The 12,510-nt window shown below is 70.5% G+C and carries 11 protein-coding genes and 1 tRNA gene; 2 read left to right on the top strand and 10 right to left on the bottom strand.

Annotated elements, in window-relative coordinates; translation table 11 throughout:
* Positions 1–147: 147 nt before the first annotated feature.
* From LHJ74_RS06190 to LHJ74_RS06170, 5 genes are read right to left on the bottom strand one after another with little or no spacing between them, the layout of a single operon-like run.
* A complete protein-coding gene (locus LHJ74_RS06190; protein WP_260216480.1) occupies positions 148–945 on the bottom strand; it encodes an urease accessory protein UreD in 798 nt (265 codons plus the stop codon).
* A complete protein-coding gene (gene ureG / locus LHJ74_RS06185) occupies positions 942–1,640 on the bottom strand; it encodes an urease accessory protein UreG (RefSeq protein WP_260216479.1) in 699 nt (232 codons plus the stop codon). The genes LHJ74_RS06190 and ureG overlap by 4 nt, the downstream gene beginning before the upstream one ends.
* A 48-nt stretch (positions 1,641–1,688) precedes the next feature.
* Positions 1,689–2,363 carry an urease accessory protein UreF gene (locus LHJ74_RS06180; RefSeq protein WP_260216478.1) on the bottom strand — a complete coding sequence of 225 codons (675 nt, stop codon included), beginning with the start codon at positions 2,361–2,363 and terminating at the stop codon, positions 1,689–1,691.
* A 33-nt stretch (positions 2,364–2,396) separates the two neighbouring features.
* Positions 2,397–4,409, bottom strand: coding sequence for an urease subunit alpha (locus tag LHJ74_RS06175; RefSeq protein WP_260216569.1), 2,013 nt, complete (start codon positions 4,407–4,409; stop codon positions 2,397–2,399).
* Positions 4,410–4,414: 5 nt separating this feature from the next.
* A complete protein-coding gene (locus LHJ74_RS06170) occupies positions 4,415–5,116 on the bottom strand; it encodes an urease subunit gamma (protein WP_311203265.1) in 702 nt (233 codons plus the stop codon).
* 487 nt (positions 5,117–5,603) lie between these two features.
* On the opposite strand from LHJ74_RS06170, the gene LHJ74_RS06165 reads away from it, so the two are divergent.
* A complete protein-coding gene (locus tag LHJ74_RS06165) occupies positions 5,604–6,404 on the top strand; it encodes a hypothetical protein (RefSeq protein WP_260216476.1) in 801 nt (266 codons plus the stop codon).
* 147 nt (positions 6,405–6,551) lie between these two features.
* Here LHJ74_RS06165 and LHJ74_RS06160 read toward each other — a convergent pair.
* The 5 genes from LHJ74_RS06160 to LHJ74_RS06140 all read right to left on the bottom strand — a co-directional run bounded on the left by LHJ74_RS06160 (position 6,552) and on the right by LHJ74_RS06140 (position 10,640).
* A tRNA-Lys gene (locus tag LHJ74_RS06160) sits at positions 6,552–6,624 on the bottom strand.
* Positions 6,625–6,697: 73 nt separating this feature from the next.
* Positions 6,698–8,758 carry a DEAD/DEAH box helicase gene (locus LHJ74_RS06155; protein WP_260216475.1) on the bottom strand — a complete coding sequence of 687 codons (2,061 nt, stop codon included), beginning with the start codon at positions 8,756–8,758 and terminating at the stop codon, positions 6,698–6,700.
* Between the two features lie 636 nt (positions 8,759–9,394).
* Positions 9,395–9,769, bottom strand: a complete 375-nt coding sequence (gene crcB / locus LHJ74_RS06150; protein WP_260216474.1) for a fluoride efflux transporter CrcB — start codon at positions 9,767–9,769, stop codon at positions 9,395–9,397.
* Positions 9,766–10,281: a fluoride efflux transporter FluC gene (locus LHJ74_RS06145; RefSeq protein ID WP_260216473.1), complete on the bottom strand. Its 516-nt coding sequence runs from the start codon at positions 10,279–10,281 to the stop codon at positions 9,766–9,768. The genes crcB and LHJ74_RS06145 overlap by 4 nt, the downstream gene beginning before the upstream one ends.
* Positions 10,278–10,640, bottom strand: coding sequence for a metallopeptidase family protein (locus tag LHJ74_RS06140; RefSeq protein WP_260216472.1), 363 nt, complete (start codon positions 10,638–10,640; stop codon positions 10,278–10,280). The genes LHJ74_RS06145 and LHJ74_RS06140 overlap by 4 nt, the downstream gene beginning before the upstream one ends.
* A 105-nt stretch (positions 10,641–10,745) precedes the next feature.
* Here LHJ74_RS06140 and LHJ74_RS06135 point away from each other — a divergent pair, with 105 nt between their 5' ends.
* Positions 10,746–12,425, top strand: coding sequence for a metallophosphoesterase family protein (locus LHJ74_RS06135; protein ID WP_375546666.1), 1,680 nt, complete (start codon positions 10,746–10,748; stop codon positions 12,423–12,425).
* Positions 12,426–12,510: the final 85 nt, after the last annotated feature.

The following is a 12,510-nucleotide window of genomic DNA, read 5'->3' as shown; positions in this document are numbered from 1 at the left end:
CGACGCTGCGACTGAAGACAACGCAGCGAGATGGGGCCTCCCGCGGGCCCGCAGGGCCGAGGGGACGGGTGCCGGGGACCCGAGAAGATCCGCCGGACAGGCCCTAAGGGCTGTCCGCCGCGCGCCGGCCCCCCGGTCGGGCTCTGTTCACGTGTGTGCTGTGTCAAGGAGGTGGCGCAGGCGGAGGGCGTCCGGGGCGGTGGCGGTGGCCAGCGCGGCAGGTCCGGCGAGTGGTGTCAGTACGGCCTGGCCGTCCTGCGGGGAGTCGCCGAGGAGTTGGACTTCAGGAGGGCGGTTCTCGAAGGCTGGGTCGACGACCAGGAGTTGTCCGGTTGCGCGGTGGCCGGCGAGGACGGCTGGGCCGTCCCAGCCGGGTGCGCCAGGCCCGTACTCGGCTTCCTGGTCGAGCAGGGTGCGCCCGGCGCGGCGGACGGTGAGCCGCGTGGCCACATGGCCAGGCGGCTCTCCCGTGCGTCCGAGGATCTGCTCTTCGCGCAGCACCAGGCGTGCGGTGGGAGCGAGGTGGATGGTCCAGGTCTGCCGCAGATTGCTGCCGGCCGCGCAGATCAGCGGCTTGGGCAGCCAGTGGAGCTCCGCGTGCTCTTCCACGGTCAGCTGCACGTCGTAGGTGGCGGGCTCGGTGGTCGGGCCCCGCAGGGCGAGGGTCGCGGCTGCGGAGGTGATGTGCAGGGCGGCGCCCTGCTGGGCGGTGGCTTCGATGCGCAGCCGGTCGCCGCCGAGTGGGGCACTCATGGCGCCGACGACGCACACCCGTGCCTCGGTGCCTCGTGAGCGCAGGCGCCGCAGTTCGAAGGGGCCGTCGCCGTCGAGGACGGGCAGCGTGGTGGTGCCGCCGCTGGTGGCCGCCGAGACGCGAGCGGTAGCCCGTACGCCTACGGCAGCCCGCGGTGCGGCCGGCACGGTGGGCGGGGCGGCGAGGGTCATGTGGGGCCCGCAGTCCAGCCGGTGAGGCGCTCGCGTACCCAGTCGGCCACTGGTTTGACGCCTCCCTCGTTCTTGAGGGAGGTGAAGGCGACGGGGAGTTCGCCGCGCTGGGCCTTGGCGTCGCGCGCCATGCCCTCCAGGTCGGAGCCCACATACGGGGCGAGGTCGGTCTTGTTGACGACGAGGAGGTCGGCGGTGGTGACGCCGGGGCCGCCCTTGCGCGGGATGTCATCGCCGCCGGCCACGTCGATGACGAAGATCTGGGCGTCTACGAGCCCCTTGGAGAAGGTGGCGGTGAGGTTGTCGCCGCCGGATTCCACCAGGACCAGGTCCAGGGGACCGAGCGCGTCCTCCAGGTCTTCGACGGCTTCGAGGTTGGCGGAGATGTCGTCGCGGATGGCGGTGTGCGGGCAGGCGCCGGTCTCGACGGCAGTGATCCGCTCGGCGGGCAGCACGGCCTCACGCAGCAGGAACTCGGCGTCCTCGCGGGTGTAGATGTCGTTGGTGACCACGGCGATGGACAGTTCGTCGCGCAGGACGCGGCACAGGGCGGCGACGGTGGCGGTCTTACCCGAGCCGACCGGGCCGCCCAGGCCGATGCGCAGAGCGCGCCGGGTTCCGTCGGGCCCCTTCGGGGCTGCGCTGTAGGTGTGCCGTTCGGGAAACGTCTCGTCGAGATCGTGATCAAGGTGCATAGGGGCCCCTGTCCAGCGTGTCGTCGTGTGCGTGGTCTCGTGGTGTGGTCAGGAGGCGAAAAGGCGTACTGGCCAGGCGGCGTGCTGCTGCGCGGTGATGTCCAGCAGCGGCGCGGAGGCGGCGGGCAGCGCGTCGGTCCCGTCCTCGGGGATGCGCTGGGCGGCTGCGGCGGCTGCGGCGGCGGTCTTGTCGAGGTCGGGAGCCAGGCGGGCGAGTACGGCGGTGGCGTCGAACGGGTCCAGGCTCAGCAGCCGGACCGTCGCCGTGGCCGGTCCGCTGACGGTTTCGTACGCCGCCGCGTACGCGGCATCCAGCGGCGCCAGCCCGGCCGACCGGGCGGCCAGGCCCAAGACCACCGGCTGGTGCGCGCCTCGTGGCCGGGCCGCGGCGAGCGCGTCCAGCTCGCCCGACGGCCAGGTGGCGCGGGCGGCCCGCATCATCTGGCGGCCGAGTTTGCGGGCGGTGGTCCGCAAGGCGGGTACCGGGGTGCGGGCGTCGGCGGCCTCATCCAGCTCCAGCGGGTCGTGGCCCGCGGCCGATGCGGCGGCCAGCCCGGCCGCGACCAGGCCCGCGGTGTGCAGCCGCCCCCGGCAGAAGTCCTCCAGCGAGGCCGCATCCTTGATACGGCCCGCGGCCACGGCTGGTTCGGCTCCGCCGGAGTGTGCGTGCCCTCCGGCGGGGAACCGGCCGTCGGCCAGGACGAACAGCGCGGCGCGGTTCATCTTTTAGGGGTCACCTTTCGCCCTCTCGGGTTCTCAGAAGAGGAAGTAACGCTGCGCCATGGGGAGTTCGGTGACGGGCGCCCGGTCGACGATCTGGTCCTCGACATAGGTCGTCACGTCCGTCACTTTGGCGCCGCCGACGATGACCTCGTAGGTGTCGGCGTCGATCTCGACCTTCGGGGTGGCGTTGTTCTCCTTCATGTCGGCCTTCTTGACCTTGCGCGTGTCCTTGATCGCCCGGAACTGCTTGTTCAGCTTGCGTCGTTGGGGCCGCCCAGCGTCTTCGGTCTTCTCGGCGGCGGCTCGCCCGGCAGCGAGGTGGTCGATGGCGCGTTGGGTGACGAAGTTGTAGGAGATGACACCGGGCGCCAGGCCGGTGGACCCCCACATGGGGCGCGGCAGGACAGGCTGCGGGGTCGGGATGGAAGCGTTGGCGTCCCCCACCTGCGCGTACGCGATCTGCCCGCCCTTGATCACCATGTGCGGCTTGACGCCGAAGAACTTCGGCTCCCACAGCACCAGGTCGGCCAGCTTGCCGGTCTCCACCGACCCGGTCACCTGGTCGATGCCCTGGGCGAGGGCCGGGTTGATGGTGTACTTCGCGACGTACCGGCGGGCGCGCCTGTTGTCGGCCAGCGGTGGCTCAGGCTCCGGTGTCTTGTCCCCCAGCTCCGCCTTGTCCTTCGCCTTCTTGCCTTTCGGCTGGATCTCCGGCTTGTCCTTCGGCTGGTCCTCCTCCAGGAAGCCGCGGCGTACCTTCATGACGTGTGCGGTCTGCCAGGTGCGCATGATCATCTCGCCGATGCGGCCCATGGCCTGGGCGTCCGAGGACATGATCGAGATGGCGCCGAGGTCGTGCAGGATGTCCTCGGCGGCCATGGTGGAGGGCCGGATGCGGGAGTCCGCGAAGGCCAGATCCTCCTCGACCTTCGGGTTGAGGTGATGGCAGACCATCACCATGTCGAAGTGCTCCTTGACCGTGTTGACGGTCAGCGGGCGGGTCGGATTGGTGGAGGCGGGCAGGACGTTGCCCTCCTGCACCATTTTGATCATGTCGGGGGCGTGTCCCCCGCCGGCGCCCTCGACGTGGAAGACGTGGATGGAACGGCCCTTGACGGCGTCGATGGTGTCCTGGACGAAGCCCGCCTCGTTCAGCGAGTCGGCGTGCAGCGCGAGCTGGACACCGGTCTTCTCGCAGACCTCCAGGCACTTGTCGATGACGGCCGGAGTGGCACCCCAGTCCTCATGGATCTTGAAACCGATGATGCCCGCGTCCACCTGGTCGTACATGGACTTCTCGGACATGGTGGCGCCCTTGCCGAGCAGCCCGATGTTGACCGGGAAGCCGTCCAGCGCCTCGAAGGTGCGGTCGAGGTGCCAGGATCCGGGCGTGACGGTGGTGGCGGTGCTGCCCTCCGCCGGGCCCGTACCGCCGCCGATGAGGGTGGTGACGCCCGCGGCCAGAGCCTCACGGACCTGGTCGGGGCAGATGAAGTGGACGTGGGTGTCGATCCCGCCGGCGGTGAGGATCCTGTCCTTGCCCGCGATGACCTCGGTGTCCGGACCGATGACGAAGTCGGTGGGCTTCGGGCCGATCCCGTTGTGCCTGCGCGCCTTGTCGTGCAGACGGTCCATGGTCTCGGGGTTGTACGCCTTGCCGAGCGCGACGATGGCGCCGTCACGGATGGCGACATCGGCCTTGACGACGCCCCAGTGGTCCAGGACGACCGCCCCGGTGATCACGGTGTCGGGTGGCTCGACAGGCGTGCTGCCCGCAGCCTTGTCGGTCCTGCCCGGGTCACGCGGCGCGATGGACTGCCCCATCGACTCACGGATCACCTTGCCGCCGCCGAAGACCATCTCATTGCCGCTGCGCCCGGGACCGCCTGACCAGTCGTCTTCGATCCTGATCTGCAGCGCGGTGTCGGCGAGGCGCACACGGTCACGGACAGTCGGGCCGAACCGGTCCGCGTAGGCGGCGCGGGGCAACGGGTCAAAAGGCTTCGGCGTCTCCTGGCAGCAGGAGCAGTCGGGGCACTCAGCCATGGAACTCACACCTGCTCCTTGTCGAACGAACCCTTGGTGGTGTCCAGCGATCCCTTGACCTTCCGGGGCACGCCTTTCGGCTTCTCGCGCAGACCGTGAACCACCCGCTCGCCCTCGATGGGCACGAGCTCCACCTTTTCCTCGATTCCTGGCTCGAATCGGATCGAGCTGCCGGCGGGGACGTTCAGACGCTGGCCCCATGCCTTCTTACGGTCGAACTCCAGCCCGTCGTTGGCCTCGGCGAAGTGGTAATGGGAACCGACCTGGACAGGACGGTCAGTCGGATTCTTCACCTTCAGCTTGGTGACCTTGCGGTCCTTGTTGAAGACCACGGCCTCGTCCCCCTCCAAGGGGGAGAAGTCCGTCTTCCCCGGACAGACGAGCGGCTCATCCCCCTTGCCCACCTCCGGGAAGGGACCGTGGATGGTGACCAGCTTCGTGCCGTCCGGAAACGTGGCCTCCACCTGCACGTTCTCGATCATCTCCGGGACCCCCTCCATCACCTCCTCCCGGGACAGCACCTTCCGCCCGGACGACATGAGCTCGGCGACGGTCCTGCCGTCCCGGGCCCCCTCATACACATGCACGGTCAACAAGGCCATCGCCTCGGGGTAGTTCAGCAACACCCCCCTGGCCCGCCGCTTTTCGGCGACATCCGCCGCCACGTGAATCATGAGACGTTCCTGCTCATGCGGAGTAAGGTGCACAGCCATTCCCTGCGTTCGCCCCTTCCCAGAACTTCTGTTCTGGGCACGCGTGCTGAGGCTTTGCCATGCATCCATCGGCATCCTGGGCGAGCCCCACGACATCTGCCCGTACCGTCTGCGCAGCGCAGCTCTCTTCGGCCGTTCGACCCCAACCCGACGTGGGGCAATCATGGTCACGCTGACCGAGCCGCAAGCGCGCGCCGCCCGGTTGTCACTCAGATGAGTGACAACCGGGCGGCGCGACCTTGCGTACCGAGGCACTCAGGGTTCCGGCCGGCTGAGGAAGCTGACGCGGAGGCCAGTTCGGGCGGGGCGGGAACGCGGGACAGTACACAGTCGGTGCTTGCCGGGCACTCTCCGGCCGAGGCCGAACAGGCCGTGGCAGGGATAGCAGCGCGGCGCCTCGGGCGATCCCGTCTCCTGCGCCCTGGGAGCCCTTGGCTGGCCGCTGGCAGGGGTTTGGCATCTTCATTGGGATCATGAACGCATGCCTGAAGAATCGAACCTGCTGTCGGACCTGTGGCCACTCGCGCCATCCGGTACGACCGACTGGTTGCTGGAGCTGTGCGGCGATGGCCTGACCGGGTTCATGCCGCCTGCCATGCCTGATGCGGCCTGGGTACTCAACGCCATGTACGAGCACGAACACGGGCCGACCGAGGTCTCGCACCACGAGTATCACCAGGAGCGTCTGGCGGAGGGAAGCATTCAGCCCCGCATCGTTGGGGGCATCGATTTCGCAGCAGTGGGCATTGCCACGGGAGGCGGCCTGGGCCGCGCCGGACATCCCGGGCCCAGTTGGCGGCGGCTGCCCTGGGCGGAACTCGCCCGGCGGACCGGCGATCCTGTGGTGCCCGACGGGCTGCTGCCCTCCTACCGCTGTTTTCCCTCGGCCAAGAGGAAAGGCAGCTGGCCGCTCGGTATCGAGCCGCCCACCGAGGGGAGCGTGGACCGCGAGACCTGGAACCGACTGACCGGCATCCTCACCGAGTACAGCTTCGCGGGCACGGACACCCTATGCCTGGCCTACTACAACCCGATGACACTCGGGGCCACGGAATTCGAGAACCTCCATGTGCGTGCAGGCCGCCTCAGTGACGCCGAGATCCTGTACGACAATCCCGAGGCCGACTTCAGTCCGTCCAACCTCTGGGCCGAGGACCGCTCCTGGGTTCTGTGCACCGACTACGACCTGTGGGCCACCAAGGTCGCAGGGCCCCCGGCTCTCATCGAGGCGCTGCTGAACGACACCGGGATCGAAGCGGTGCAACTGCCCTGCGCGCCCTGACGACAGGCCGTCAGCCGGGCATTGTGCGGCGACTTGGCCGTGTTGCACACCGCCCCGACAGTCGGGAACGACGAAGCGCCCCGGCCGGTGGAAACCGGTCGGGGCGCTGAGTAGCAGGTCGGAGGGGGTGCCTCGCCCTGCTGTCGGTAGGCCGTGTGGGACTCGAACCCACAACCAACGGATTAAAAGTCCGCTGCTCTGCCAATTGAGCTAACGGCCCGCCCCCGCAGCATAGCCCGGCTGCGGGCCGCGCCTCGAAGGCATTCACCTTCGGGGCGCGGGGTCTTCATCCGTCAGCCGTCGCGCTTCCAGCGGGGCTTGTCGGTGCGGCGGTCGGAGGTACGGGCCGCGTCGTTGCGGTTGGCGGTGCCGGCCGCTCCCCGGTGTTCGTCGCGGCGGCCCTGCGGGCGGCGGTCGCTGGTGCCCGTCTCGCGCCGGTCGCGGTTGAAGGGGCGGCTGTCGGTGCTGCCGGGGCCGCGCCGGTCGTCGCGGCGGAAACCGCCGCTCCCGCCGCGGTCGTTGTCACGACGGTCACGGCTCTCGCGGTTGTCCCTGTTGTACGGGCGGCTCTCACCCGGGCGGCCGTCGCTGCTGCCGCGCCGGTCGTCGCGGCGGAAACCGCCACGGTCGCCGCCACGGCTGTCGGAGCCGCCGCCGCGCCGGTCGTCGCGGCGGAAGCCGCCACTCCCGCCACGGTCGTTGTCGCGGCGTTCGAAGGAGCCGTCCTCCCGCTTGCGCTCGCGACGCTCCTCGCGGCGCCGCTCGGCGGCGGCCTCGGCCTCCTCCTCCGCGGCGATCTCGGCGACCAGGGCCTCGGCGGCCTGGGCCACCGCCTCGTCCGGGTCGTCGCCGCGCTCACGGGCGGCACGGGCGATCAGCCGATCGGCCTCCTCGCGGAGTTCGGTCGCGTTCCGCTGCGCCCGTTCGAGCTGCTTGGTGAGGTCCTTGACCTCACGCTCGGCCTGCCGGGCGGTGTTGGCGGTGGACTCGGCCTGCACCTCGGTGAGCGAGCGCACGCCGGTGATACGGGCGACCTCGTCGTCGAAGACGTCACCCCGGCCGATGATGTGCCGCGAGGCGTCGACGCCCGCGTCCTCCATCAGCCGGAAGATCTGCCGCCGCTGGTGCGGCAGGGCCAGCGAGACGACCGTGCCGGACTCGCCCGCGCGGGCCGTACGCCCGGAGCGGTGCAGGTAGTCCTTGTGGTCGCCGGCCGGGTCGACGTTCAGGACGAGGTCGATGCTGTCGACGTGGATGCCGCGCGCGGCGACGTCCGTGGCGACGAGCGTGTTGACCTGGCCGCCCTTGAAGTCCTCGAGCGTCCGCGTACGGGCGCCCTGGGTCATGCCGCCGTGCAGGGCGTCCGCCCGGACACCCGACTCGCGCAGCTGCTCCGCGACCCGGTCGGCACCGAGCTGGGTGCGGACAAAGATGAGCGTGCGGCCCTTGCGCGCCGCGATGGCCGCGGTGACCGGGGCCTTGTCGCGCGGCTTCACGACCATCACGTGGTGGCTCATGGTGGTGACCGCGCCCTGCGCCGCGTCGACCTCGTGCCTCACGGGGTCGACCAGGTAGCGCTTGACGAGCGTGGCGATCTCGTTCTCCAGGGTCGCGGAGAAGAGCATCCGCTGGCCGCCCTTGGGGATCAGGTCGAGCAGCTCGATGACCTCGGGCAGGAAGCCCAGGTCGGCCATCTGGTCGGCCTCGTCGAGAACGGCGACCTCGATGTCGTCCAGCGCGCAGGCGCCACGGTTGATCAGGTCACGCAGGCGGCCGGGGGTGGCGACCAGGATGTCGACGCCTCGGTCGAGGGCGTACATCTGGTTGCTCATCGAGGTACCGCCGCAGACGACCTTGAACTTCAGGCCGACGGTGTCACCGTACGGCTGCAGCGCGTCGGAGACCTGCATCGCCAGCTCGCGGGTCGGGGTGAGGATCAGACCGCGCGGGCGCCTCTTGGCGGTGCGGCCGCCGATGAGCCGGGAGAGCAGCGGGAGACCGAAGGAGAGGGTCTTGCCGGAGCCGGTGCGGCCACGGCCGAGGATGTCCTTGCCCGCCAGGGCGTCGGGGATCGTCGCGGCCTGGATCGGGAAGGGCTTGATGACGCCGCTCTGGGTGAGCTTGCGGACGAGCTGGTCCGCGAGGCCGAGGGTGCCGAACGTGACGGTTTCCTCGGAGGTCTCGGCGTCGGCGTCGGCCGCTTCGGTCTCACCGTTCGCTTCGACCGCTGCACCCTCCACGACCGTTTCGGTCGCTTCGGTCTCTACGGCTGCTTCGATCTCTACGGATTCGGGAGTCGAGGGGAGGGTGTCCTCGGCCTCGGGCAGGACGACGTCAGGGGCAAAAATGGACATGCGAAATGCAAACCTTCCGGAGTCATGGCACGCGCCCATAACTCCGTGTTGCACACACGATCGCCTCAATGCGATCAGGCCACGGCTGGAAGAGAACGCGCCACACGGCGCGCTCTGTGGTGGCGCCGGGCAAATGGGATCAAACGATCTACCAGCATACGCACCTGGTAGCGGAGGCGCAAACGAGCTTCAGTGGAGGTGGTTCTACGGGCGCGATTCATACGAGTGCGCGGGCGGTAGTCGGGCACCGAATGGTCGGTGCTCCCCGCACCACCGTCACCGTCCGTGGCGAGGGATGCGGGCGGGACATCCGCCTGCGCACTCCCATCCTAACCGCCCTCACCGGTAACCTGCTGCACCCGGCTCCCCCCGAGGTGCGTCAGGGGGTGCGTCGGGCCGGCACCGTGCCCGTGCGGCGAGGCGCTGGGGCTCGTATCCGACGGCCTCCGTGGGCACCACGGGGCCGGGGTCCGGTTCACACGGACGGGGCGTCGCCGTCCTTCCTCAACTCCCGTCGTACGGCGGAAACAGGAGGCGAACGGCGGCGTACGGCGGCGGATACGCACCGGACGGCGCCGTCTGCCGGCGGACCTCGGACGGCACGGCAGCACTTCCGCCGCGTGCCGCGCGCGCCCCTCAGCCGAGCAGATCGCGGGTGAGCGACAGGCCCAGGAACACCCCGCCGAGCCCCACCAGCAGCGAGGCCGTGACATTCGCCACAGCGAGGAAGATCCAGCCCAGCTCGGCAAGCCGCAGCGACTCGTAGGAGAAGGTGGAGTACGTCGTCAGCGCCCCGCACAGCCCGGTGCCGAGCAGCGCCATCGTTCCCGAACCGACGGTTCCGGCCTGCGCCGCTCCCGTGAGCACGCCCAGTACGAGGCTGCCCGCCGCGTTGACGGAAAAGGTCCCCCAGGGGAACACCGAATCGTGCCGCGTCTGCACGGCGCGGTCCGCCAGATACCGCAGCGGCGCACCCGCGGCCGCGCCGATGACAACGAGCAGCCAGGTCATGGCCGTTCCGCCCGCCGCACCGCCACACGGGTAACCGCCGCACGGGTGACGGAGACGGCCAGCCACAGGGCGACGAGCGCACCGGCCACCGTGCCGAACAGATAGCCGACCGCGCTGCCGCCCCCGCCCTCGTCCAGCAGTCGCGAGACGTCCACCGCGTAGGTGGAGAAGGTGGTGTAGCCGCCCAGCACACCCACTCCGAGGAACGGGCGCACCAGCAGGGGCGCCGTCCGGCCGCCTTCGCTCACCAGCACCATCAGTACGCCGATGAGCGCGCAGCCGCTCACGTTGACCAGGAAGGTCCCCCAGGGGAAGGCGGCGCCGTGGGCGGGCAGCGCCAGCGACAGCCCATGCCGGGCGGCGGCCCCGAGCGCGCCCCCGGCGGCGATCGCGCCGAGGACCGGCCCGGTACGCCCTGGGCCGGTCTCGGCGCGCTGCTGCGGGACATGGAGATCGACGTCCGGGTCGACTGCCTCCGGCACGGGCTGTCGCCGGCGCTGCCTGTCGGTCATCCGTAGCCCAGGGCGTGCAGTCTCTCGTCGTCCATCCCGAAGTGGTGGGCGATCTCGTGCACGACCGTCACCTCGACCTCCTCCACGACCAGTTCACGGTCCCCCTCCTCCGCCGCGACCATGCGCAGGGTGGGGCCCATGTAGATGCTGATCCGGTCCGGCAGTACGCCCGCGTACCACTCGCCGCGCTCGGTCAGCGGCGTCCCCTCGTACAGCCCGAGCAGGTCGGGGTCTGTGGCGGGCGGCTCGTCCTCGACGAAGACGGCCACATTGTCCATGAGCCGCGTCAGCTCCGGGGGAATGCGGTCGAGCGCCTGGGACACCAGTTCTTCGAACTCCTCGCGCGTCATTTCCAGCACCCGGCCATTGTCCGCCACCATGCGGCCGACGCGCGCGTGCCGGCCGATCCGCCACTCGGACCCCAGACAGCATGAACCATTCCAGTACGGGGCATACCGGGCGGCATGGCCCAGAGCGATGCCAGGCACCCGCTCACGCGGCTCCGCGCCGCGGCGAGCCACTGGACGCGCAGGGCGCACGGGCGCCGCGCGCGCCGGGGGGCGGCCGGCGGGCTGTCCCCGGCCTCTTCCGCCGCCCCCGTCCCGATGCCTGTCCTGGCCCCCGGAGGCCGGACGGGGCGCACTCCGGGGCAACGCTGGCGGTCGGCGCTGGGGCTCGCGATGGTCACGCTGCTCGGGGCATGGCTGGGCCTGCTGATCGTCGGCGCGGTCCGTACTCCGATCGGGCCCATGGACACCACGATGACGCTGCGGCCGTCACTCGTCGGCGGCACCAAGATCAACGTGTCGCCGCTCGGCTCGCTCCGGATGGACAGTCACCTCGCCCCCGTACGCCTCGATGTGGACGTCGACCAGCTCGACCCCGTCCGCGCCACCGCCCTGGTCGACCACCCGGAACGGTTCGAGGGGCTCGGGGACGAGGTGTCCCAGGATGTCGAGGCGGGCGCTCTGGATCTGGCGGTCCGTTCGGTCGTCGCGGTGGTCTCCGGTGCCACCGCGCTCGGCCTCGCCGTCTACCGGCGCCCGCGGCCCGCCCTCGGGGCGGGCGGCCTGGCTTTGGCCCTGCTGGTCGCCTCGGCGGGCACCGCCTTCGCGACGTGGAACCCGAAGTCGGTGCTGGAGCCCAAGTTCTCCGGCCTGCTCGCGAGCGCGCCCTCGGTGTTCGGCGACGCGCGCAGCATCGTCACCGAGTTCGACGTCTACCAGCAGGAGCTGGCGCGGCTGGTGACCAACCTCACCAAGCTGTACAACACCACCGCGTCCCTCCCCACCTTCCAGCCGACGCCCGGCACCACCCGGGTCCTGCACGTCTCGGACATCCATCTGAATCCGGCCGCGTGGGGGATCATCAGATCGCTGGTGGACCAGTACAAGATCGATGTGATCGTCGACGCGGGCGACACGATGGACCACGGCACCGCCCCCGAGAACACCTTCCTGGACCCGATCGCCGATCTCGGCGCCCCGTACGTCTGGGTGCGCGGAAACCACGACTCCGACGACACGCAGGAGGCGGTCGCGGACCTCGGCGACGGCGTGCACGTCCTCGATGACGGCGTGCCCGTCAACGTCGCCGGGCTGCGCTTCGCGGGCATCGGCGACCCGCAGTTCACCCCGGACCGCTCGGTGAAACCCGAGGGGGACCCGCAGGAGCGCCGCGAGGGACGCAAGCTGGCCTCCGCCCTGCGCGCCCAGAAGTCCGCGGGCACACCGGTCGACATCGCGGTGGCGCACAACCCGGTGGCTGCCAAGCAGACGGCGGGCGAGGTGCCGCTCACCCTGGCCGGGCACACGCACAGGCGCAGCAACGAGATGCTGGAGGGCGGCACCCGGCTCATGATCGAGGGCTCCACGGGCGGGGGCGGGCTGCGGGCGGTGGAGGGCGACAAGCCGCAGAGGGTGCAGGCGTCCGTGCTGTATCTCGACGAGAAGACCGACCGCCTCCAGGCGTGGGACGAGATCACACTCGGCGGCCTCGGCCTGACCAAGGCGGAGGTCAGCCGCCACCTCCCGGACGACCCGGAGCGGGGCAGCTCTTCCCCACCGGCCGACGGCTCCGGCGAAGACTCCGGCGACGGCCCCAGCGAGCGCCACACCCACCGCAACGCCGAACCGTCTCCGTAACGCCCCCGCGGCTCCCGGAATCTGTTTTGGCGATCCGTCTCGGTATCCCATATGCTTCTCACGTCCCCGAGGCGCCGCAAGGCGC

Origin of the sequence: Streptomyces gossypii (genome assembly GCF_025165795.1) — a bacterium.
In the GTDB taxonomy this organism is placed as follows: Bacteria; Actinomycetota; Actinomycetes; order Streptomycetales; family Streptomycetaceae; genus Streptomyces; species Streptomyces gossypii.
Note: the sequence above shows the minus strand (reverse complement) of the source record. Positions and strands in the feature narration are given on the sequence as shown.